Origin of the sequence: Streptomyces sp. NPDC050422 (genome assembly GCF_044458665.1) — a bacterium.
In the GTDB taxonomy this organism is placed as follows: Bacteria; Actinomycetota; Actinomycetes; order Streptomycetales; family Streptomycetaceae; genus Streptomyces.
This window is the reverse complement of the sequence record NZ_JBITIE010000012.1, coordinates 258802-280445: the sequence shown is the minus strand read 5'-3', so window position 1 is coordinate 280445 and position 21644 is coordinate 258802. Positions and strand designations below refer to the sequence as shown.

18 protein-coding genes and 1 tRNA gene are annotated in these 21644 nt (G+C 70.5%); 11 read left to right on the top strand and 8 right to left on the bottom strand.

All coding sequences use genetic code 11. The features are described 5' to 3' along the window. Nucleotides 1-100: 100 nt before the first annotated feature. Together ACIBJG_RS21180 and ACIBJG_RS21175 are read right to left on the bottom strand one after the other, a co-directional pair. On the bottom strand, nt 101-1117 hold the full coding sequence (locus ACIBJG_RS21180) for an NADPH:quinone oxidoreductase family protein (protein WP_399309314.1): 1017 nt from the start codon (nt 1115-1117) through the stop codon (nt 101-103). Nucleotides 1118-1163: 46 nt separating this feature from the next. Then, on the bottom strand, nt 1164-1529 hold the full coding sequence (locus tag ACIBJG_RS21175; RefSeq protein WP_399309312.1) for a MerR family transcriptional regulator: 366 nt from the start codon (nt 1527-1529) through the stop codon (nt 1164-1166). Nucleotides 1530-1779: 250 nt separating this feature from the next. On the opposite strand from ACIBJG_RS21175, the gene ACIBJG_RS21170 reads away from it, so the two are divergent. From ACIBJG_RS21170 to ACIBJG_RS21155, 4 genes are read left to right on the top strand one after another with little or no spacing between them, the layout of a single operon-like run. Continuing rightward, nucleotides 1780-2421, top strand: coding sequence for a GNAT family N-acetyltransferase (locus ACIBJG_RS21170; RefSeq protein ID WP_399309310.1), 642 nt, complete (start codon nt 1780-1782; stop codon nt 2419-2421). After that, nucleotides 2418-2831 (top strand): hypothetical protein, encoded by a 414-nt coding sequence (locus ACIBJG_RS21165; protein ID WP_399309308.1) that lies wholly within the window; start codon nt 2418-2420, stop codon nt 2829-2831. The genes ACIBJG_RS21170 and ACIBJG_RS21165 overlap by 4 nt, the downstream gene beginning before the upstream one ends. Before the next feature lie 57 nt (nt 2832-2888). Further along, nucleotides 2889-3920: an ABC transporter substrate-binding protein gene (locus ACIBJG_RS21160; RefSeq protein ID WP_399309306.1), complete on the top strand. Its 1032-nt coding sequence runs from the start codon at nt 2889-2891 to the stop codon at nt 3918-3920. A gap of 2 nt (nt 3921-3922) precedes the next feature. Then, nucleotides 3923-4786 carry a siderophore-interacting protein gene (locus tag ACIBJG_RS21155; RefSeq protein WP_399309305.1) on the top strand — a complete coding sequence of 288 codons (864 nt, stop codon included), beginning with the start codon at nt 3923-3925 and terminating at the stop codon, nt 4784-4786. Nucleotides 4787-5115: 329 nt separating this feature from the next. Here the strand turns inward: ACIBJG_RS21155 and ACIBJG_RS21150 are convergent, their stop codons facing one another. Beyond that, nucleotides 5116-6777 carry a beta-N-acetylhexosaminidase gene (locus ACIBJG_RS21150; protein WP_399309303.1) on the bottom strand — a complete coding sequence of 554 codons (1662 nt, stop codon included), beginning with the start codon at nt 6775-6777 and terminating at the stop codon, nt 5116-5118. Between the two features lie 327 nt (nt 6778-7104). On the opposite strand from ACIBJG_RS21150, the gene ACIBJG_RS21145 reads away from it, so the two are divergent. Both ACIBJG_RS21145 and glmS read left to right on the top strand, forming a co-directional pair. After that, a complete protein-coding gene (locus tag ACIBJG_RS21145) occupies nt 7105-7380 on the top strand; it encodes a hypothetical protein (RefSeq protein ID WP_359082476.1) in 276 nt (91 codons plus the stop codon). 87 nt (nt 7381-7467) lie between these two features. Next, complete coding sequence (glmS, locus tag ACIBJG_RS21140) at nt 7468-9297, top strand: glutamine--fructose-6-phosphate transaminase (isomerizing) (protein ID WP_399309300.1); 1830 nt, start codon at nt 7468-7470, stop codon at nt 9295-9297. Nucleotides 9298-9403: 106 nt separating this feature from the next. Here glmS and ACIBJG_RS21135 read toward each other — a convergent pair whose 3' ends face one another. Together ACIBJG_RS21135 and ACIBJG_RS21130 are read right to left on the bottom strand one after the other, a co-directional pair. Continuing rightward, nucleotides 9404-9976, bottom strand: a complete 573-nt coding sequence (locus ACIBJG_RS21135) for an acetate uptake transporter (protein WP_399309298.1) — start codon at nt 9974-9976, stop codon at nt 9404-9406. Nucleotides 9977-10340: 364 nt separating this feature from the next. Next, on the bottom strand, nt 10341-10862 hold the full coding sequence (locus ACIBJG_RS21130; protein WP_326662001.1) for a universal stress protein: 522 nt from the start codon (nt 10860-10862) through the stop codon (nt 10341-10343). A gap of 1134 nt (nt 10863-11996) precedes the next feature. Here ACIBJG_RS21130 and ACIBJG_RS21125 point away from each other — a divergent pair. The 4 genes from ACIBJG_RS21125 to ACIBJG_RS21110 all read left to right on the top strand — a co-directional run bounded on the left by ACIBJG_RS21125 (nt 11997) and on the right by ACIBJG_RS21110 (nt 15897). Next, nucleotides 11997-13214, top strand: a complete 1218-nt coding sequence (locus ACIBJG_RS21125; protein ID WP_399309296.1) for a helix-turn-helix domain-containing protein — start codon at nt 11997-11999, stop codon at nt 13212-13214. Nucleotides 13215-13224: 10 nt separating this feature from the next. Further along, the gene (gene orn, locus ACIBJG_RS21120; RefSeq protein ID WP_399309294.1) at nt 13225-13827 is read left to right on the top strand and encodes an oligoribonuclease; all 603 of its coding nucleotides are present in this window, start codon (nt 13225-13227) and stop codon (nt 13825-13827) included. Nucleotides 13828-13953: 126 nt separating this feature from the next. After that, nucleotides 13954-14026: transfer RNA gene (locus ACIBJG_RS21115), tRNA-His, on the top strand. A gap of 320 nt (nt 14027-14346) precedes the next feature. After that, complete coding sequence (locus tag ACIBJG_RS21110) at nt 14347-15897, top strand: FMN-binding glutamate synthase family protein (RefSeq protein WP_399309292.1); 1551 nt, start codon at nt 14347-14349, stop codon at nt 15895-15897. A 621-nt stretch (nt 15898-16518) separates the two neighbouring features. On the opposite strand, the gene ACIBJG_RS21105 is transcribed toward ACIBJG_RS21110, so the two are convergent. Beyond that, nucleotides 16519-18147, bottom strand: a complete 1629-nt coding sequence (locus ACIBJG_RS21105; RefSeq protein ID WP_399309290.1) for a right-handed parallel beta-helix repeat-containing protein — start codon at nt 18145-18147, stop codon at nt 16519-16521. 148 nt (nt 18148-18295) lie between these two features. Between ACIBJG_RS21105 and ACIBJG_RS21100 the strand changes: the two genes are divergently transcribed. After that, on the top strand, nt 18296-18817 hold the full coding sequence (locus tag ACIBJG_RS21100; RefSeq protein ID WP_399309288.1) for a hypothetical protein: 522 nt from the start codon (nt 18296-18298) through the stop codon (nt 18815-18817). Between the two features lie 47 nt (nt 18818-18864). On the opposite strand, the gene ACIBJG_RS21095 is transcribed toward ACIBJG_RS21100, so the two are convergent. After that, on the bottom strand, nt 18865-19896 hold the full coding sequence (locus ACIBJG_RS21095) for a LacI family DNA-binding transcriptional regulator (RefSeq protein WP_399309286.1): 1032 nt from the start codon (nt 19894-19896) through the stop codon (nt 18865-18867). Between the two features lie 260 nt (nt 19897-20156). Beyond that, complete coding sequence (locus tag ACIBJG_RS21090; RefSeq protein WP_399309284.1) at nt 20157-21617, bottom strand: GH1 family beta-glucosidase; 1461 nt, start codon at nt 21615-21617, stop codon at nt 20157-20159. Nucleotides 21618-21644: the final 27 nt, after the last annotated feature.

Genomic DNA, 21644 nt, shown 5'->3' with positions numbered 1-21644 from the left:
GGAACTAAACCTTTCGGATCTGGAGCACCTCAGGTCCGGGCCGAGCGATCGGCGGTTCCCGCTGGGGCGGCGCGACGGAGCAAGGCATGCCGGAAAGGCACTAACGCCAGGGATCGAGCGCGTGCTTGCCACGGGTCTGTCCCGCTTCGAGTCGCTGCAGTACCGACGCTCCCTCGGCCAGGGAGTGAACCTGCGGAGTGCCGGGCGGGTACACGCCGTGAGCGATCAGCGCCTCGATCTCGACGAGCAACGACTGGTAGAGGGACGGGGCTGCGGCCGCCAGCGCACCGATGTGCAGGCCCTTGAGCTGAACCTGGTGAGTGAAGACCAGGTCGTGCGTGCTCACAGTGGCGTCGCCGGAAGCGGCACCGAACACGACGACGCGCCCGGTGAAGGGTTTGGTGACCGCCAGGCCGGCCTCGAACGTGGCCTGTCCCACCGATTCCAGGACCACGTCGACCCCGCCGGTCAGGCGGCTGATCTCCGCGGCCAGATCGGGGCGTGCGCTGTCCAGGACTTCGTCGGCGCCGAGTGCTTTGACGGTGTCGTGCTTGGCCGGTGACGCCGTGGCGATCACGCGGGCACCGTAGTGGCGGGCGAGGCGGACGGCTGCCTGCCCCACTCCTCCTGCCGCGGCGTGAACGAGCACCACCTCACCCGCCTTGATCTCGCCCAACGGCTTCAGTGCCGCCAAGGCGGTGGCCCAGTTCAGTACCAGGCCGAGGGCTTCGGCGTCGCTCCAGCCGGAAGGCACGGGGAGTGCGCCGGCGGCCGGCATCGTCATGTACTGCGCGAAGGCGCCCGGTCCGGCTCCGACGACATGGGCGCCGAGCGGAAGCGGGCTCTCGACGTCCGGGCCGATGCCCACGATCTCGCCGGCGGCTTCGAAGCCCGCCGCATAGGGCGCCTGCGGGCCTCCCTCGTACGTGCCATGGGTCTGCATGACGTCAGCGAAGTTGACCCCGGCGGCGCCCACGCGGATCAGGTACTCGCCGGGCCCTGGGGCGGGACGGCGCGAATCGGTCGTGAGGGTCAGGTCCTTCGGCCCTCGGTGCGACCGCTGGACCAGTGCTCGCATCGTCTGCCCGGCGCTGTGCTGCTGCTCGTTGGTCTTCATGCACGAAACGTAGGAGTCTCACACTTGTGTCAAGGTCAAGCGGCCGTCATCGGCCGGTGCGACGAGCCTCCCGCAGGTAGGCATCGAGTGCCGCCTGCTGATCACTGAGAACGGCGATACGCGCAGCGAGGCGATCGCGATGGGCCTGCACCTCGTGCAGGAACTCCGCATGCACCACGTCCGTGCCACCGTCAGATCCGTCGGTGAGGCCGGGCAGGGCTTCTCTGATCAACCGCACGGGCAGGCCGGACTCCAGCAGCGAGCGGATGACGAGCACCTGGTCGACAGTGGACTGGCAGTAGTCGCGGAACCCGTTACTGAAACGACCGGGGACGATCAAGCCCTCATCCTCGTAGTGCCGCAACGACCGCGCACTCACACCACTGGCTCTGGAAGCTTCGCCGATCTTCATACCTGGAGGCAACGTCCAGACGCACCGTAATCTTCCAGCACGCATCGCGACCAGGTCAGGCTTGATCAGGCGTCAATACCCTTATGTCCGGCGACAACTGGGTGCTGCGGGTGCGGACCTGGCTGTTCGTTGGACGCCCCTTCGGTCGGAGTCCACTGCCCAGCGCCGCCCGGGCAGGATCGCGTCGAGCAGGCCGGGAAGGGCCTCAATTAGTTCGACAGCAGCCGCCCCGTCCCGGCAGAGTCCGCCCATGAAGCCGCAGCACTGGCCCCTGTACGGGCTCCGCATCCGCACCCCCCGTCTGGAACTACGCCTCCCGGACCTGGAGTTGCTGGACAAGCTGGCCTCCGTCGCCGTCGACGGGGTGCACGCCCCGGACGTCATGCCGTTCACCGTCCCCTGGACCGACTGCCCGCCTGACGAACGCGGGCGGGCGGTGTTCCAGCATGTGCTGAGCACCGTCGCCAACTGGTCGCAGCGGGACTGGTCGTTGAGCCTCGCCGTCGTGCACGAGGGCCGGGTGGCCGGGCGGCAGGACCTGATGGCGAAGGACTTCGCGGTGACCGGCGAGGTCGAGACCGGCTCCTGGCTGGGGCTCGCCCACCAGGGCCGGGGCATCGGCACCGAGATGCGGGCCGCCGCCCTGCATCTCGCCTTCGCCGGGCTCGGCGCCGGTACGGCCGTCTCGGCGGCGATGACGGACAACCCGCGGTCGCTGGGCGTCTCGCGGCGGCTCGGGTATCTCCCGGACGGACTGACGGTCGCGGCGCTGCGGGGCGAACGGGTCACGCTTCAGCGGCTGCGTCTGGAGCGGGACCGGCGGGAGGAGCACCGCTCGGTCGAGGTCACGGTCGAGGGGCTCGACGGCTGCCGGGCGATGTTCGGCGCATGACGCTGCTGGTGCACACGTACGTACGCGGCAGAAGTGGCAAGGACCACTTCCTCGACGATCCCGAACACGGCCTCACCCTCGCCGGGTTCGAGAGCAGCCGGACCAAGCTGGGGGGCTCGCTGCCGGTGCGCGACCTCGGAGCCCGGTTCCTCCCGCAGTTGGCCGTCGGCAACCTCTGCGTGGATCCGGAGGACGTCCTGGCCCTCCTCTCCGAATGCGCGCTGCTGCGCGAGCACATCGCGGAGCTCGCCGCGCACAGCGGCTACGCCGACGACTACGTGGCGGAGCGGCTGGCCAACATCACCGCGGCCGCCGTTCGCGCCCAGGACGTGGCCGGCGGCGTCATCGTCTGGTGGAACGGGGCGGGACGGGGCCGTCGGCGGACTCGACAGCTTGTGAGGTTAGGCTAACCTTCGTTCGAACTTGTCACCGGCCGGTCTCCGGCTCGTACGAAAGCGGATTCCGTCATGCGCACTGCCCGAGTGTCCCGTCCCACCCGCCGCGGCCTGCTGGCCATGGGCGGCGCAGTCGGCCTGGGTGCCGTGCTGGCGGCCTGCGGTGACAGTGACTCGAAGGACTCCGGTTCCGCCGGTTCCAAGGGCGCCGACGCCGGGCCGTGGAGCTTCAAGGACGACCGCGGGCAGACCGCCGAGGCCAAGTCCGTCCCGAAGAACATCGTCGCTTTCACCGGTGTCGCCGCCGCGCTCCACGACTACGGCGTCGAGGTCAAGGCCGTCTTCGGCCCGACGAAGACGAAGGACGGCAAGGCCGACGTGCAGGCGGGCGACCTGGACATCAGCAAGGTCGAGATACTCGGCAACGTCTGGGGCGAGTTCAACGTCGAGAAGTACGCGGCCCTCGGCCCGGACCTGCTCGTCACCGCGATGTGGGAGAAGGACGCCCTCTGGTACGTGCCGGACGCGTCCAAGGACAAGATCCTGAAGCTCGCCCCGAGCGTCGCCCTGTGGGCTGCCCAGACCACGATCCCCAAGGCGATCCAGCGCCACGAGGACCTCGCCGCCTCGCTCGGCGCCGATGTGAAGGCCAAGACGGTCACCGACGCGAAGGCCCGCTTCGAGAAGGCCGCGGCCCGGCTGCGCGCCGCCGCGAAGTCCAAGCCGAACATCAGGGTGATGGTCGGCTCGGCCAGCCAGGACCTGTTCTACGTCTCGCTCGCCAAGACGTCCGCCGACACCCTGTACTTCCAGGAGCTCGGCGTGAAGTTCGTCGAGCCGAAGGTGGACGCGGCGGGCTTCTTCGAGGAGCTGAGCTGGGAGAACGTCGACAAGTACGAGGCCGACATCATCATGATGGACAACCGCTCCTCGGCCCTGCAGCCCGACGCCCTCACCTCCAAGCCGACCTGGGCGCAGCTGCCCGCCGTCAAGGCCGGCCAGGTCGTCCCGCGTACCACCGAGCCGATCTACAGCTACGACAAGTGCGCGCCGATCCTCGAGGACCTCGCGAAGGCCATCGAGGACGCGAAGAAGACCGCCTGACCATGACGACCGCCACCGCCGTGTCCGACGTCGAGCCCTTCCGGCTGTTCCGGCTGACCGTCCTGCGCACCCGGCGGCTGGGGCCGTCCATGCACCGGGTCACGTTCGGCGGGCCGGGGCTGGACGGGTTCGCCTCCGGGGGCCGCGATCAGAGCCTGTCGCTGTTCCTTCCGCACCCCGGACAGCCGGAACCAGTCGTTCCGGTCGATAACGAGGGCAACTGGTTCGGCCCCTGGCGGGCCCTTCCGGCCGAGGAGCGGGCGGTGCTGCGCTCGTACACGGTTCGCGCGCAGCGTCGTACGGAAGGCGGTTCGGCCACCGAGGCCGACATCGATTTCGCGCTCCACGAGGACGGCGGTCCGGCCTGCCGCTGGGCCGCCGCGGCCTCCCCCGGTGACGTGTTGAAGGCGCTGGGACCGGCTGTCGAGGACAACACCGCCGTCCGTTTCCGCCCGCCCCAGGACACCGACTGGGTGCTGGTCTGGGCCGACGAGACGGCGCTGCCCGCCGCGACGGCCGCCCTGGAATGGCTGCCGGCCCACCTGCGGGCCCGGGTCTGGCTGGAGGTCCCGCACAGCGAGGACCGCCAGGCGGTCGACACCGCGGCCGACGCCCGGATCAGCTGGCTGGTGCGGGACGAGGACGCGCCGGACGCCGTGGAGGCCGTGCGCGCGACGGAACTGCCCGAGGGAACCCCGTACGTCTGGATCGCGGGCGAGGCGGCGAAGGTGCGCGCCATGCGACGGCACCTGGTGCGCGAGCGCGGCTTCGACCGCAAGCGGGTGACGTTCGTCGGCTACTGGCGCCGCGGCCTGAGCGAGGAGCAGCTCCGCGAGGCGGCGGAAGCCACCCCGGCGACGGACTGAGCCCGTCCAGCACCTCAGGCCCGCCTGGCACCTCCGGCCCGCCCAGCACCTCCGGCCCGTCCAGCACCTCAGACCCGCCCGGCACCTCCGGCCCGTCCAGCACCTCAGACCCGCCCGGCACCTCCGGCCCGTCCAGCACCTCAGACCCGCCCGGCACCTCCGGCCCGTCCAGCACCTCAGACCCGCCCAGCGCCCCAAGCCCGTCCGGCGATTGAGGACATCTTTGACAGCCCGTCCGGCGATTGAGGACGCCTTCCGCCGGCCTGGCCCCGCAAACCGAGCCCGTCCGGCGATTGAGGACGTCCCCAACCGCCGGCCGGACCCACCGCTCACCCCGCCGCTGCCGGCTCCGCCGGCCACGGCACCTGGGGCGACCGGTAGTAGTCGATCCCCAGCGCGGTGAACCGCGGCCCGAGCGCCGCGAGGCGCACCTTGTACGTGTCCCAGTCGTGCGTCTCGGCCGGGGACCAGCCCAGCTCCGCCGCCCCGGGCAGCCGCGGGAACGCCATCGCGTCGATGTCGTCGCTGTCGGTCAGCGTCTCCGCCCAGATCGGCGCCTCGACCCCGAGCACCGCGTCCGCCGGGGCGCCGGTGAGGTAGGTCGCCGGGTCCCAGTCGTAACTGCGCTGCACCTCGACCAGGCCGGCCCACTTCAGGCCCAGCACGGTCTGCTCGTTGTACTTCATGTCGAGGTACACCCGGTCCGCCGGTGACAGCACGAGCTTGGTGCCGTTCTTCGCCGCGTCCACCACCTGCTGCCGGTCCGCGGCGCTCGTCTTGTCGTACCCCCAGTACTGGGCGACGGCACCCTTGACCGGCTCGGCCCCGGTGAGCTGGTGCCAGCCCATCACGGTCTTGCCGTACTTCCCGACGACGGCCTGCGCCCGCTCCATGATCTTGGCGTAGTCCTCGTGGCTGGTGGAGTGCGCCTCGTCACCGCCGATGTGGATGTAGCGGCCGGGGGTCAGCTCGGCCAGTTCACCGATGACGTCGTCGATGAACTTGTACGTGACGTCCTTGGCGGCGCACAGCGAGCTGAAGCCGACCTTGATCCCGGTGTAGAGCGGCGGGGCGACGCCGTCGCAGTTCAGCTCCGCGTACGAGGCGAGGGCCGCGTTGGTGTGGCCGGGCATGTCGATCTCGGGCACCAGTTCCAGGTGGCGGGAGGCCGCGTACCGCACGAGCTCCTTGTACTGGCTCTTGGTGTAGTAGCCGCCGGGACCGCCGCCGACCTCCGTGGAGCCGCCGTACGTGGCCAGCTTCGGCCAGGAGTCGATGGCCAGGCGCCAGCCCTGGTCGTCGGAGAGGTGCAGGTGGAAGGTGTTCATCTTGTACAGCGCGATCTGGTCGATGTAGCGCTTGACCTCGTCGACCGAGAAGAAGTGCCGCGAGACGTCGAGCATCGCTCCCCGGTAGGCGTAGCGCGGCACGTCGGTGATGCTGCCGCCGGCGACCTTCCACGGCCCCTTCTGGCGGCTGTCGCGCTCCACCTGGGCGGGCAGGAGCTGACGCAGCGTCTGGACGCCGTGGAAGAGCCCTGCGGGCTTGCGGGCGGTGATGGTGACGGAGCCGTGCCCCGACGTGAGGGTGTAGCCCTCGGCGCCCAGTTCGCTGTCGCGGGAGCCGAGCCGGAGCCGGATGCCGTCGTGGCCGGCCCGGTCCGTGACCGGCAGGGAGTACCCGGTGGAGGGGCGCAGCACGCCCGCCAGGTACTCGCCGATCTTGCGGGCCTCGCCGGACGAGCCGTCGACGCGGATCCTGGTGGAGCCGGTGATGGAGTACGGGGATCCGCCCGGTCTCACGGAGGCGGGGGCGGGCACGACCTGGCCCAGCGGCCGGGGCGCCGACGCGGCGGGGCTGCTGCCCACCGCGGACGCCGTGGGGGCCGCGCAGGCCGTGGAGATACCGGCCGCCGTGACGAGAAGCAGCGAGCCGAGAAGACGGGGTAGAGCACGGGGAAGAGCACTGCGCTGCGTCGTGTGCAGTCTCACAGCCGGGTCCCTTTCTACTGGGTCACACCTGGATCTCCTGACCATTCGCACCGTCGCCATGCGTACCGCGTGCCTCACGGATGGTCAAGGTGTAGACCACTTCCCCGCATCGCCCGCGGCTGAACGTGGCCGACCTTCCGGGGCCTCTGGCCGAATTCATCCCGTCGGCCCCGGGGCCCTTCCGCACGGCCGGTCCGGGCCCGCATGTGTTGGTGCGGGAGCTCAGGAATCACCCAGAACGGAAAAATGAGCGCCACTTGACCACATCTGTGCCCGATATCGGGCAGGATTGTTGCGCCCGAGCTCCTTCCGCCGCAATATCGACGAGTGCTCGAACGCCGCTCGTCGTACGACGACCTCATTGACCACCTGATGCGCAGCACCGCCCTCCCACGCGGTGAGGCAGCCCGGGTGATCCTCGACGTACTCGCCTACTTCGACGAGACGACCGACGTCTTCGTCCGCCGTCGCCACCGCGAACTGCAGTCGGGCGGGCTGGTCAACACGGAGATCTTCGAACGGATCTCGGCCGAGCTGCCGCACCGGGCGGTCGCGCCGCCGGAGCTCTCGCTCCGCCAGCTGCGCCGCATCGTCTACGGCTGAGACCGGCAGAACGTCAGTCCGGTCCGCGGCCGGGCACCCACTTACTTGCTTGGACCTGTACGTACGTCGATGGAGGGCAGAGGCTCTATGTGCGGAATCGTCGGTTATATCGGAAAGCGTGATGTGGCCCCGCTGCTGCTGGAAGGTCTGCAGCGGCTGGAGTACCGGGGTTACGACTCCGCGGGCATCGTCATCACCGGCAAGCCGGCGGCCGGCAAGCCCGCCGCGCTGAAGATGGTCAAGGCCAAGGGCCGGGTCCGCGAGCTGGAGTCCCGGGTGCCCAAGCGCTTCACCGGCACCACCGGCATCGCCCACACCCGCTGGGCCACCCACGGCGCACCGAGCGACGAGAACGCCCACCCCCACATGGACGCCGACAACAAGGTCGCCGTCGTCCACAACGGCATCATCGACAACGCCTCCGAGCTCCGCGCGAAGCTCGTCGCCGACGGCGTCGTCTTCCTCTCCGAGACCGACACCGAGGTGCTGGTCCACCTGATCTCCCGCTCGCAGGCCGTCTCCCTGGAGGAGAAGGTCCGCGAGGCGCTGAAGTCCGTCGAGGGCACGTACGGCATCGCCGTCATGCACGCCGACTTCAACGACCGCATCGTCGTCGCCCGCAACGGCTCCCCGGTCGTGCTCGGCATCGGCGAGAAGGAGATGTTCGTCGCCTCCGACGTCGCGGCCCTCGTCGCGCACACCCGCCAGATCGTCACCCTGGACGACGGCGAGATGGCCACCCTCAAGGCCGACGACTTCCGTACGTACACCACCGAGGGCTCGACCACGACGGCCACGCCCACCACGGTGGAGTGGGAGGCCGAGTCGTACGACATGGGCGGCCACGACACGTACATGCACAAGGAGATCTCCGAGCAGGCCGACGCCGTGGACCGCGTGCTGCGCGGCCGCATCGACGACCGCTTCTCCACTGTGCACCTGGGCGGCCTGAACCTGGACGCCCGCGAGGCCCGCGGGGTCCGCCGCATCAAGATCCTGGGCTGCGGCACCTCGTACCACGCGGGCATGATCGGCGCCGGCCTCATCGAGGAGCTGGCCCGCATCCCCGCGGACGCCGAGCCCGCGTCCGAGTTCCGCTACCGCAACCCGGTCGTGGACCCCGACACTCTGTACGTCGCCGTCTCCCAGTCCGGTGAGACGTACGACGTGCTCGCCGCGGTCCAGGAGCTCAAGCGCAAGGGCGCCCGCGTCCTCGGCGTCGTGAACGTCGTCGGCTCGGCGATCGCCCGCGAGGCCGACGGCGGCATGTACGTCCACGCGGGCCCCGAGGTCTGCGTCGTCTCCACCAAGTGCTTCACCAACACCGTGGTCGCCTTCGCGCTGCTCGCCCTGCACCTGGGCCGCATCCGCGACCTGTCGGTCTCCGACGGCAAGCGGATCATCGAGGGGCTGCGCAAGCTGCCCGAGCAGATCGGTCAGATCCTCGAGTCGGAGGACGAGATCAAGAAGCTGGCCGAGGAGTACGCGGGCGCGCAGTCGATGATGTTCATCGGCCGTGTCCGGGGCTACCCCGTCGCGCTGGAGGCCTCCCTGAAGCTCAAGGAGATCTCGTACATCCACGCCGAGGCCTACCCCGCCTCGGAGCTGAAGCACGGCCCGCTGGCGCTCATCGAGCCGGCGCTCCCCACGGTCGCGATCGTCCCGGACGACGACCTGCTGGAGAAGAACCGCGCGGCCCTGGAGGAGATCAAGGCCCGCAGTGGCCGCATCCTCGCCGTGGCCCACCGCGAGCAGGAGAAGGCCGACCACACCATTCTCGTCCCGAAGAACGAGAACGAGCTGGACCCCATCCTGATGGGCATCCCACTGCAACTGCTCGCCTACCACACGGCGCTGGCCATGGGCCGGGACATCGACAAGCCGCGCAACCTGGCGAAGTCCGTCACCGTCGAGTAGTCGCGCCCCCGGACGCCGGGAGCGGCCCCGCACCCACGTCTCCGTGGGTGCGGGGCCGCTCCTCCGTGCGGGCCGGTGCCGCCCCGGACCGGCCCGGGCCGCCGCCTCAGCCGGTGGCCGTCACTCCCCGGCCGGCAGCACGCTTCGGTACCGATGTCGGCCAGTGGGCCAGTGCCGCGGTCGCTCCGTACCAGGCGGCGAGGCCGGCCACCGCGGCGAACCAGCCGCCCGCCTTGCCCAGGAAGCCGCTGTCCGCGAACTGCCCCACGCCCAGCAGCAGGAGCGCCACGAACAGCAGTCCGTACGTCCCCTGCCCGAGCAGACCGCGCCCCGACGCCCCGAGGGTCAGCGTGAGCGCGAACAGGGCCCAGAGCAGCAGGAAGAGCCCTGCCGCGTGGTCCGAGACCCGGGCGTCGGCACCGGTGCCCCAGGTGAACCAGAAGGCGCCCAGTCCGGCGAATGCGGTGCCGGTGAAGCCGTTGCCCGCGCGGAACTCCAGAAGCCCGGCGACGAACAGGGCGATACCGCCGACATAGAGCGCGAGCGAGACGGCATCGGCTGCCGTCACCCCGTCCACGGCCCCGGTATGACCGATCCCGAATGCCAACAGCGTGAGTCCCAGGGCGAGATGACCGAGGGTGGAGGTGCTGGTGTTTCCCGCAGAGACGTCGTTGTCCACGGCGGGCTCCCTTCACATGCGATCGTGCTGTTTCCCGTGACGCTTATGTACCCTTCACAAACGCACAATCCACATCTACGGACCGGTAGCTTCGCCATTTCCGCTGTTTCCGTAGTCGAGTTGACGCCACGTCCGCTCGATCCGGACGGAAGGAGACCGGCCGCCAGCCGAAGTTGATCACCGCTGGGGACAGAACCGGCCCGAAACAGACCGCCCGTGGCCGTCCGAGGCGGCGGAACGGACGGGCGGACGGGCGGAACAGGCATCACGGATACGGATGCCGAAGGTGGGCCCCTACGGATACGGGCCGGGAAACGGACCGCGACACGGGCCGAAACGGGCAGGACGCGAGGTGCGGCGGGGCCTACGGGATGACGACGACCGGGCGCTGCGCCCGGCGCGCCAGCCGGCCCGCCACCGAGCCGAAGATCCGGCCGACGATCCCGTGCGTGGAGCCCACGACGATCGCGTCGGCCGAGTACTCCCGCCCGACCTCCTCCAGCTCGTGGCAGATGTCCCCGCCGCGCTCGACGAGCACCCACGGCACCTCGGAGAGGTAGTCCGCGCAGGCGAGCTCCAGGCCGAGGACCTCGGTGCGGTGATCGGGGACGTCCACGAAGACGGGCGGCTCGCAGCCCGCCCAGACCGTGGTCGGCAGCCGGTTGGCGACGTGGACGATGATCAGGCCGGAGCCGGTCCGCCGGGCCATGCCGATGGCATAGGCGAGGGCCCGCTCACTGGAGGTCGAGCCGTCGAAGCCGACGACGACACCGTGCCGGAAGGCGGGATCGCACGAATGGCGTGCGTCTTCGGCCGCCTGCTGGTCCGACCGAGGGTCGGCTACCTGCTTGCGGTCCGCGGGTTCGGGGATTTCGTGACCGGCCATCGGTGTCTCGGCGAAGAGAGTCCTCGTGAGGAGAGCGACGTGGGGAAGCTGCGTCAGTGGGCGGTTTGCGGTGTCCGGGAATCGTCTTCCCAACCCCCTACCCCCAAGGGTACGGCGCCACTCCTCCACTGCCCAGACCCGCGCAAAGCGCGTGCGACGTTCCACGGAGCATGCCCGAGACCGCCCCGTATGGCAATGCCGGTTGCGCGGTACACCGACGTCGCAGGCACCGGATGCCCCTCCGGTGACCGGGCGGGGCGCGGCCCGTCAGCCACGTGTCCGTGACCCCCGCACACCCGGCGCGGGGTCCGTCGGCCGTTCCGTACCGGCTAGGGCCTTTCGTTTGGATCATGCCGGACCCCGCGAGCCCGGCATGATCCAAACGAAAGGCCCTGGCACCACCCGAGCCGCCCCAGGGAGCATCCCGTGCCCACACCCGCCCCGCCGGCCCATCCGGAACCCGCCGCGCAGCCGGCAACCGATGTGGTCCGCCGGCCGGCCTTCGGCTGCCTGCTGGTTCCGGTCGCCCTCCTGGCCCACGGCGGCTCCGCCGGCGGCGCCGCGACCCTCGCGCTCGGCCTGGCCGCCGTCACCGTGACCTGCCGGGTTCCGCTCCGCCGGTCGGCCGGGGAGGCCGCCCGCGAGGACTCCCGTCCGGCCCCCTCCCGACCTCCCCTCCGGCCTCCCGTCCGGCCGAGGGGGCGCACAGGAGTGACCGCACCTCCCGGGTCGTGCGCCGGTAGAACGACTGATTTCCGCACACGCGACCGTATATTTTCAGCCAACTTCAGGGCTCAGTCGATTCCTTGTCGAATTGGCCGATCAACCCCCTTGCCAGCAGGCAGGAAGAGACCGAGCGGTACGCTTCCACCCCATGGGGACGGGCCATGAACACCAGGCGCACTTCCCTGCACGACTCACGAGTGAAACGCTTCGTGATCGAATGCTTCCCGCCAGGTTGCCTTGTCGACATAAAGCCGGTTGGTGAACTTGTCACGACGGCACCACGGGACGCAGTAGATTCGATCTTGGGTGTCGAAGGCTGGGGACTCGTGCACGACCGAGGGGACATGTGCAGGTGCGACAGGCCCGTAAGGACCAGAAAGACGCGAACACCGAGGGGGGCTTAGCGTCATGAGCCAGGACTCCGCCACCGCAACGGAGGCTGTACGGAAGCTGAGCGGGCGTCGACGCCGTGAGGTCGTCGCCGTGCTGCTGTTCAGCGGTGGCCCCATCTTCGAGAGCTCCATTCCGCTCTCGGTGTTCGGGATCGACCGCCAGGACGCGGGAGTTCCGCGTTACCGGTTGCTCGTGTGCAGCGGCGAAGAAGGACCGCTGCGCACCACGGGTGGACTCGAACTGACCGCGCCCTACGGGCTGGAGGCGATCAGCAGGGCCGGCACCGTCGTGGTGCCCGCCTGGCGCTCGATCACCTCACCGCCGCCCGTGGAGGCGCTCGACGCGCTGCGCCGTGCCCACGAGGAGGGCGCACGCATCGTGGGGCTGTGCACGGGGGCGTTCGTGCTCGCCGCCGCCGGGCTGCTGGACGGCCGCCCGGCCACCACGCACTGGATGTACGCACCGACGCTGGCCAAGCGCTATCCGTCGGTGCACGTCGATCCGCGTGAGCTCTTCGTCGACGACGGCGACGTGCTCACCTCCGCCGGGACGGCGGCCGGGATCGACCTCTGTCTCCACATAGTCCGCTCGGACCACGGCACGGAGGCCGCCGGGGCACTGGCCCGCCGGCTCGTCGTGCCGCCGCGGCGCAGTGGCGGTCAGGAGCGCTATCTCGACAGGTCTTTACCTGAGGAAATCGGCTCCGACCCGCTCGCGGAGGTCGTGGCCTGGGCGCTGGAGCACCTGCACGAGCAGTTCGACGTGGAGACGCTGGCCGCGCGCGCCTACATGAGCCGGCGGACCTTCGACCGGAGATTCCGCTCGCTCACGGGCAGCGCACCGCTCCAGTGGCTGATCACCCAGCGGGTGCTGCAGGCGCAGCGGCTGCTGGAGACGTCCGACTACTCGGTCGACGAGGTCGCGGGCCGCTGCGGCTTCCGCTCGCCGGTCGCGCTGCGCGGGCACTTCCGGCGCCAGCTGGGCTCCTCGCCTGCCGCGTACCGGGCCGCCTACCGGGCCCGCCGTCCGCAGGGCGGTGGTCCGGAGCAGGTCGTCACGGCGTCCGAGCCGGTGGTGCCCTCGCAGGGCACCACCGCGAGCCGTCGCGCCCCGGCGCCCGCTCCGGCGGGTCCGTCCGCGGCCGAAGCGGGCCGCGGGGAGCAGGGGAAACCGGGGTCCGAGGCGTACGCCGCGGGCCGCCCGGCCCTGCCGGGACAGCGGAGCGCCCCGTAGGGTGGGGCGCATGAACGACCGCATGGTGTGGATCGACTGCGAGATGACCGGGCTCTCGTTGACGGAAGACGCACTCATCGAGGTGGCCGCACTGGTCACCGACTCGGAGTTGAACGTGCTCGGCGAAGGGGTGGACATCGTGATCCGCCCGCCGGACGCGGCGCTGGAGACCATGCCCGAGGTGGTGCGGCAGATGCACACCACCTCGGGCCTGCTCGACGAGCTGGCCGGGGGCACCACCCTGGCCGACGCCGAGGAGAAGGTCATGGCCTACATCCGCGAGCACGTGAAGGAACCCGGCAAGGCCCCGCTCTGCGGGAACTCGGTCGGTACGGACCGCGGCTTCCTGTCGCGGGACATGCCGACGCTGGAGGGCTACCTCCACTACCGGATCGTCGATGTCTCCTCGGTCAAGGAGCTGGCCCGCCGCTGGTTCCCGAGGGCGTACTTCAACAGCCCGGACAAGAACGGCAACCACCGGGCGCTCGCCGACATCCGCGACTCCATCACGGAGATGCGGTACTACCGCGAGGCGGTCTTCGTCCCCCAGCCGGGGCCGGACTCCGAGCGCGCGAAGTCGATCGCTGCGCGCCTGTCGCAGCCCTCGGCCTAGGTCCTTGGGAAAGCCGCTGGTCACGGCCCTTTCGGGGGCCGGGACCGGCGGCGAATCAATGGGGGCGCGAGCACCCTCCCAGACCCTGTACACTTTTTCTCGGCCGGTCGGAAACGCCCGGACATGGTGGGTATAGCTCAGACGGTAGAGCACCTGGTTGTGGTCCAGGATGTCGCGGGTTCGAGTCCCGTTACTCACCCTGAATGATGAAGGGCCGATTCGCGCAAGCGGATCGGCCCTTCATCATGTACGGGGCCCGGGGACGGGCCGATCCGTGGCGCCCGGCTTCGACGACCACACCTCGCGCCGCGCAGCCCGGCGCCGTGACCAGCGACGTCACGCCGCACGCCGCTCACTCACGCACCCTGCCGCGTCCGCCCGTCCGCGGGACTCCTAGCATCAAGTGGCGTTCCGTCGTCGGACCCCGGTTCCTCCCTGACCTCGTCCGCCGCGCAACGCCACGACGTCCGCCGCTCAGCGATGGCGTCGGGTACAGAGCAGTCGACGAGAGGAACGTTCATGCGCGCTCGGAACATCGGTGCGGCAGCCGCAGCAGCAGTGGCCCTGGTGGCCGCCCGCGACCTCCTCCAGAAGAAGCACGCACTGCTCAGAAACTTCCCCGTGGTCGGACACGCCCGGTACCTGCTGGAGAGGATCGGGCCGGAGCTGCGGCAGTACGTCGTGACGTCCAACGAGGAAGAGCGCCCGTTCAGCCGTGACCAGCGCACCTGGATCTACGCGTCGGCGAAGGAGGAGAACAACTACTTCGGGTTCGGCACGGACATGGACGTCGAGCACGTGCAGGGGCACGCGTACGTGAAGCAGCGGACGTTCGCCGGCGCATTGCCGGATCTGCACGACCCGCAGAGCCCGCTGCCCTCGGCCAAGGTGCTGGGCGGCCCGCGCGGGCGCGCCAAGGCGTTCCGGCCGGCGAGCGTCGTGAACATCTCGGCGATGAGCTTCGGATCCCTGTCCGGCCCGGCCGTCACGGCGCTCAACAAGGGCGCGGCGCTGGCCGGCGCGATGCAGAACACGGGCGAGGGCGGCCTCTCGCCGTACCACCGCAACGGCGGTGACCTCATCCTTCAGATCGGGACGTCGTACTTCGGCTGCCGCAACGAGGACGGCTCCTTCAGCCTCGACAAGCTCATGGACGTGGTCGCGGGCGCCCCGGTCAAGGCGATAGAGATCAAGCTCTCGCAGGGCGCGAAGCCGGGGCTCGGTGGGCTGCTGCCGGGCGCGAAGGTGACCCCCGAGATCGCCGGAATCCGCGGCATCCCGGTCGGCGAGGACTGTGCCTCGCCCTCTCGGCACACCGCGTTCCACGACGTCGACTCGATGCTCGACTTCGTCGAGATGCTCGCCACCGCGACCGGTCTGCCGGTCGGGATCAAGAGCGCTGTCGGGGAGATGAGCTTCTGGGAGGAGCTGGCCACGCTGATGGCGCGGGGTGATCGCGGGGTCGACTTCGTGACCGTCGACGGAGGTGAGGGCGGCACCGGGGCGGCTCCGCTGATCTTCTCCGACTCGGTGTCGCTGCCGTTCCGGATGGGCTTCTCCCGCGTCTACGGCACGTTCGCCGAGCGGGGTCTGACCGACGACATCACCTTCATCGGTTCCGGCAAGCTCGGGCTGCCCGAGAACGCCGTCGTCGCGTTCGCCCTGGGTGTCGACATGATCAACGTCGCCCGTGAGGCGATGCTGTCCATCGGCTGCATCCAGGCGCAGAAGTGCCACACCGACAAGTGCCCCACCGGCATCGCCACCCAGGACCCGTGGCTGGTGCGCGGCGTCGACGCACCTTCGAAGGCCACGCGGGCCGCTGTCTACCTGCGCACCCTGCGCAAGGAACTGCTGAAGATCTCGGGCGCGGTCGGCGTCGCCCACCCGGCGCTCATCACCACCGGCGACATCGAGATCATGAACGGCGACTACGACGCCCGCACCCTGGCGGGCGTCTACGGCTACAAGGACGGCTGGGGCGAGCTCGGCCCGGACCTCACCCGGGAGATCACCGCGCTCCTCACCGCCGTACCTGCCGCTCCCCGTGAGGCCGGTACCGACGTGTGACGCGTTGCCGGTGCCTGATCTGCGAGGGCGGGTGCGGGTGGGCGGGCGGGATGTCCGCGTTCCCGCAGCCGTCCGCACCCCGGGGCCCCGGGAGGACGAGCGAGCGAGCCACGCTGCCGCTCAGCTCCCGACCGCCATGTGAACGCCGCCGAACTTCCGCAGCAGCACGGTGTCGACGAGCCGGTTGGTGTACAGGCGCCGGGCATCCGGCTCGCCCAGGTTCTCGAGCGCGGCGAGAACGAGACCACCCGGCCTCCGGCCTCCTCTCCCACCGAGGGCCGGGCCGGGCCTCCACGCACGAAAGGGTTGCTGAGAAGGAGCCGCCTCTCACCCGCGGCGAGTTGAGAGCGAAATAGGCACGTTCGATGGCCCCGTGGGCACAGGAATGCGCCCACATCACTTGCAACTCCGTTTCACCCGAAGCGCTGGGCGGCCTGCCCCTGTCGGCCGCACCCAGGCGTGTGATCGGTGCGGCCGCCCCTGCGCCCGGAGGGTACCCGGCTGGGGCGGGAGCGGAAGCACGACCGCCAACCCCTGCTGGGCATGTTTCGAAGGGCTGCGTACCGAGGCGCGGCGGGCGTGGGTCCGGCCGCGCCTCGCCCACCTGCACGGCCCGTCGGCTCAGCCGAGGTTGTCGGCTGCCACGGTCCCGGTGCCCCGGTCGAGGACCGCCGCCGCACCCCAGCCGCGCAGATCGTTGCCCGTGACCCAGGCGCCCCGGCTGCCGGCCTTCACGGCGATGCCCGCCTCGGCGCCCGTACCTTCGCCTGGGCGGGACACATTGCCCTGGCACGACACGTTCACGGCGTTCCCCCCGATGCGGATGGCGTAGGTGTCGGCCAGCCCGGCCGAGCCCGCGCCGGTGATCCGGTTGTCGCGCAGGGCGATGTCGGAGGAGGCGGCGGAGATGCCGTTGCGAGCCGCGTCCAGCACGGTGTTCTGGGCGACCAGCACTCCGGTCGAACCGCTGTCGACGCCGATGCCGTCACCGTCGACGTCCGACAGGTGGTTGCCCGTGACCACGGCGTCGGGGCAGCCCTGGAGCTGGATCCCCTGCGCGTTCCCGCCGGACGGATGACGGGTCGTGGCGATGGTGTTGCCGGTGACCGACGCGCCGTCGGTCTGCCCGACGTAGATCCCCGTCTCGCCATCCACCCCGCGGATGAGGTTGTCACTGATGACCACCGAACTGTTGCGCCCCGTAGCGGTGTTGGACACCACGATGGCGCCCCCGGTGCCGGCCCCGCGCACGGTGTTGCCGATTACCGCGATGTCCTGGACCGGGTTGCCGGAACCGGAACTGACGTAGATGCCGGTGACCGCCGCCGAGTCGATCGTGTTGCCGGCGATCACCGACTGCTGCCAGTCGGTGGCTCGGACGCCGTACGCGCCGCTGCTCTCCACCCGGTTCCCCAGAATCCGGATGTTCCGGTGCAGGGGTCGGGGCGAGTCGGCGGAGGCGACGTAATGGTCGCCGCAGAGGGCGTCGAAGGGGGCGTTGGCCGATGAGGAGTTGCGCAACGTGCAGCCCGAGATCAGCACGTCCTCGCAAGGGGTGCCGTCGTAGTCGGGCGCCGGCAGGTTGTATGCGTTGGTCGCGCCGGTGATCTGCACGGCCTCGTGCCGGTTGGGCACGGCCGGCACACCGGGCGCCGCGTACACCCCGTCGAAGAGGCAGTCGGTGATCCTGACCCGCCGTACCGCGTTGAGTTCGACGGCGTGTGCCTCGGGGACATCGAGCACGGTCGCGTCGCGGACGGTGACACCGTCGGCATGAGTGAAGACGAACGCGGGGCAGGTCGAGGTGAAACGGCTGCCCCGCATGTCCCAGGTGCCGCCGTGGACGGATATGTTCCCGACCCCGCCGTATCCGCCGACCGCAGGCATACCCGTGGTGTAGTTCTTCACCAGGGCCGAGGTGTTGCCCGTCCGGAACAGCAGGGCTCCGTACGCGCGCACGGTCATGCCCTGACCGAGCAGCAGGGACTCCCCGAGGGGATATTTGCCCGCGGGCACCAGCAGCGTCGCTCCCCCGCCGGGAACCTCCCTCGCAGCGGTCAGCGCCTGATGGAAGGCCGGGGAGTCGTCGGTGACGCCGTCGCCCACCGCTCCGTAGGCCCGCACGTCGAAGACGGGACCCGGCGAGGCGTCCGTCCCGGCCGCGACGGCGGACGAACCCGCCATCACCTGGGCGGCACCGACGCTGCCGAAGAGTCCGCCGGTCGCCAGCATCAGGGCGCGTCTGTCCATGGGTGTCTTCCTCCGATAGGAGTGTCGTGGCATGGGGGCGGCCCTGGCGCCCGGGCCATGGCGGGCACATCGGCCGCGTGGCCATCCTGCCACCGGAGTTGCATACGGCGCCGAGGGGCAAGGTCCGTCCGACTCGGGCGTCATCGGTGTGGCGCTCGGCATCGGCAGCGCCGGCGGTCTGCTCGGCGCGGTCGTCAGCACCGCGGCAGCCGACCGCTTCGGAGCCGGCCGGACGCTGCTCGCGAGCATCGCCGTCTTCAGCGCGGGCGCGGCGATGGTACCGCTCGCCACCGGCGCCGTCGGCTTCATCGCCGCACTGTTCGTCGTCTACCTGGGCGTGGTCGTCTTCAACATCCTCCAGATGACGATCTGCCAGACGACCACCCCCACCCACCTGCTCGGCCGGATGAACGCCACCCTGCGCTTCCTGTCCTGGGGCGCGGTGCCGCTGGGCGCGGCGCCGGCCGCCGCACTCATCTCTCCGCTGGGGCTGCGCGGGTGCTGTGGGTCGCTGCCGCGGTCTGTGCCTGTCGGTCGTGCCGCCGCTGTTCTCGAAGGTCCGCGGGCTGCGCCGGGCCGAGGAGGACCCTGCTGCCGATCCGACGGAGCCCGAGGCGGAGAGCGTCGTATGAGCGAGGACATGATCGGCACGGAGATCGAAGCGGCGTAGATCGAAAGCGTGCCGACGGCGTCCTCACGGCTCCCCAGAACCCGCCCTCACGACGAGTCCCGCACCACCAGTTCCGTCGGCAGCACGATCTGCGGGCGTTCGGTGTTCTGGCCCGCGATCTGTTCGAGGAGCACGCGGGTCATCGTCCGGCCCATCTCCTCGATCGGCTGGCGCACGCTCGTCAGTGCCGGGTCCATGTGCCGGGCCACGGCCGAGTCGTCGAAGCCGATGAGGGCCACGTCGTCCGGGATGCGCCGGCCGGCCTCGCGCAGCACCTGGCGGGCGCCGGCGGCCATCAGGTCGGAGGCGGCGAAGACCGCGTCCACGTCCGGGCGGCGGGCGAGCAGTTCGCGCATGGCCCGGACGCCGCCCTCCTCGGAGAAGTCGGCCGGGGCGACCAGTCGCTCGTCGGGTTCGTGGCCCGCGTCGGAGAGGGCCCTGCGGTAGCCGTCGAGGCGCCGCTGGGAGGCGTAGACGTCCAGTCGGCCGGTGATGGTGGCGATGGAGCGGCGGCCCCGGGAGACGAGGTGCTCGACGGCGCCGCGGGCGCCCTCGAAGTTGTCCGAGTCGACCGAGGGCAGCGGCTCGGTCGCGGACCTGCGGCCGTTCATGACGGCGGGCATGCCGAGCTGTTCCAGCAGATCGGGCAGCGGGTCGTCGGCGTGGACGGAGACCAGCAGCACGCCGTCCACGCGGTGGGCGGTCAAATACTGTGCGAGTCTTCGGCGTTCGCGGTCGCTGCCGACGAGGGTGAGCAGCAGCTGCATCTCGGTGTCGGCGAGAGCCGCGCCCACTCCGCGGACGACGTCGGAGAAGTAGGGCTCGGCGAAGAAGCGGCTCTCCGACTCGGGCACGACGAGTGCGATGGCGTCGGTCCGGTTCCCGGCCAGGGCGCGGGCCGCCCGGTTGGGTACGTACCCGAGCTCGGCGACGGCCGCCTCCACCGCCTCGCGCGTGTGCGCGCTGACCCGTGGTGAACCGTTGATGACACGCGAGGCGGTGCCGCGTCCGACCCCCGCCCGTGCCGCGACCTCTTCGAGCGTGGGCCGGCCCCCGCTCCGTACTCGCGCTGCCGTCATGGCTGCCTCCCGTTCGCGGTCAATTTCTCACAGTCGGATAACCAAACCAAGTCCTGGCGTGGGATCCCTTGACACTCGACGGGACCGGCCCGCCACCCCCCGGCCCGCACCGTGGGAGCGCTCCCACTCTACGCGCGTGGTCAAGCGGCCCCCGCAGGTCCGGGAGGCGGGGCGGAGAATGGGGACGGAGACAGGGGACGCGGACATGACTGAGACCCGGCACGGGGCCGGGTCTCAGGGGTGGTGCCGGGTCGGTCGGGTCAGGACAGGTCGACCGGCGGCAGGGCGTGACGGCGGATCACATCGGAGTACCAGTGGGCGCTCGACTTGGGAATGCGGCGCTGGGAGGCGTAGTCGACGTACACGGTGCCGAAGCGCTTCGAATAGCCGTACGCCCACTCGAAGTTGTCCATCAGCGACCACAGGAAGTAGCCGCGGACGTCCGCACCATCGGCCACCGCCCGCTGCACGGCGTCGAGATGGCCGTGCAGGTAGGAGATCCGCTCGGGGTCCTCCACCCGGCCCTCGGGCGACACGTAGTCGTCGAAGGCGGCGCCGTTCTCCGTGACCATCAGCGGCAGACCGGGGTGGTCACGGGTGACGTCCATGAGCAGGTTGTAGAGCCCGTCGGGGTCGATGGGCCAGTCCATGGCGGTGCGCTCCTTCCCCTCGGCGAGGTGGAACGCGACGTGTTCGGAACCGGGCCACGGGGAGAACGTGCTGGAGCCGTGGACATCGTTGCCACTTCCGCTTTCGCCCTTCTCCGGCATGGAGACGATCGTCGGCGTGTAGTAGTTGATGCCCAGGACGTCGACCGGACGCGAGATGGCGGCCAGATCGCCGTCCTGGACCAGCTTGGACCAGTCCACCAGGTGCGAGGTGTCGGCGAGCAGGTCCTCGGGGTACTCGCCGCGCAGCATCGGGCCGGTGAAGATCCGGTTGCCGACCGCGTCGATCCGGCGGGCGGCGTCCGCGTCTGCCGCGCTCGCGGTCAGCGGGCGGACCTGGTGGAGATTGAGGGTGACCGAGGTCTGCGCGCCAGCGGGGAGTTGATCGCGCAGAACCTCGATCGCCCGGCCATGGGCGAGGTTGAGGTGATGGGCCGCCCGCAGAGCGGAAGCGGGCTCGGTGCGGCCGGGTGCGTGCACACCGGAGCCGTATCCGAGGAAGGCCGAGCACCACGGCTCGTTGAAGGTGGTCCAGGTCGCGACCCGATCGCCGAGCGCGCCCGCCATGATCGCGGCGTAGTCGGCGAACCGGTCGGTGGTGACCCGCTGGGGCCAGCCGCCGGCGTCCTCCAGCTCCTGGGGCAGGTCCCAGTGGTAGAGGGTGGCGACGGGGGCGATGCCGGCTTCGAGCAGCTCGTCGACGAGCTTGCGGTAGAAGTCCAGACCGCGCTCGACGGCGGGGCCGCGGCCGGTGGGCTGCACCCGGGACCAGGAGATGGAGAAGCGGTACGCCTTCAGCCCCAGCTGCTTCATCAGCGCGACGTCGTCGCGGTACAGGTGGTAGTGGTCGGCGGCGATGTCGCCGGTGTCGCCGTTGCGGACCTTGCCCGGCGTGCGGCTGAAGGTGTCCCAGATGGAGGGGGTGCGCCCGTCCTCGGCCGCGGCGCCCTCGACCTGGTAGGCGGCTGTGGCCGCTCCCCAGACGAAGCCCGTCGGGAATTTCGTTGCCTCGGGCGCCTGCTTCGGGGCGATGTCGGGTCGTACGGCAGTCATGCGGGAGCGCTCCCAGGTGTGGACGGA

Bases quoted from the DNA above. Each gene is read 5' to 3' on its own strand.
- ACIBJG_RS21180 (WP_399309314.1), bottom strand. From the start codon at position 1,117: ATGAAGACCAACGAGCAGCAGCACAGCGCCGGGCAGACGATGCGAGCA.
- ACIBJG_RS21175 (WP_399309312.1), bottom strand. From the start codon at position 1,529: ATGAAGATCGGCGAAGCTTCCAGAGCCAGTGGTGTGAGTGCGCGGTCG.
- ACIBJG_RS21170 (WP_399309310.1), top strand. From the start codon at position 1,780: ATGAAGCCGCAGCACTGGCCCCTGTACGGGCTCCGCATCCGCACCCCC.
- ACIBJG_RS21165 (WP_399309308.1), top strand. From the start codon at position 2,418: ATGACGCTGCTGGTGCACACGTACGTACGCGGCAGAAGTGGCAAGGAC.
- ACIBJG_RS21160 (WP_399309306.1), top strand. From the start codon at position 2,889: ATGCGCACTGCCCGAGTGTCCCGTCCCACCCGCCGCGGCCTGCTGGCC.
- ACIBJG_RS21155 (WP_399309305.1), top strand. From the start codon at position 3,923: ATGACGACCGCCACCGCCGTGTCCGACGTCGAGCCCTTCCGGCTGTTC.
- glmS (WP_399309300.1), top strand. From the start codon at position 7,468: ATGTGCGGAATCGTCGGTTATATCGGAAAGCGTGATGTGGCCCCGCTG.
- ACIBJG_RS21130 (WP_326662001.1), bottom strand. From the start codon at position 10,862: ATGGCCGGTCACGAAATCCCCGAACCCGCGGACCGCAAGCAGGTAGCC.
- ACIBJG_RS21125 (WP_399309296.1), top strand. From the start codon at position 11,997: ATGAGCCAGGACTCCGCCACCGCAACGGAGGCTGTACGGAAGCTGAGC.
- orn (WP_399309294.1), top strand. From the start codon at position 13,225: ATGAACGACCGCATGGTGTGGATCGACTGCGAGATGACCGGGCTCTCG.
- ACIBJG_RS21110 (WP_399309292.1), top strand. From the start codon at position 14,347: ATGCGCGCTCGGAACATCGGTGCGGCAGCCGCAGCAGCAGTGGCCCTG.
- ACIBJG_RS21105 (WP_399309290.1), bottom strand. From the start codon at position 18,147: ATGGACAGACGCGCCCTGATGCTGGCGACCGGCGGACTCTTCGGCAGC.
- ACIBJG_RS21095 (WP_399309286.1), bottom strand. From the start codon at position 19,896: ATGACGGCAGCGCGAGTACGGAGCGGGGGCCGGCCCACGCTCGAAGAG.
- ACIBJG_RS21090 (WP_399309284.1), bottom strand. From the start codon at position 21,617: ATGACTGCCGTACGACCCGACATCGCCCCGAAGCAGGCGCCCGAGGCA.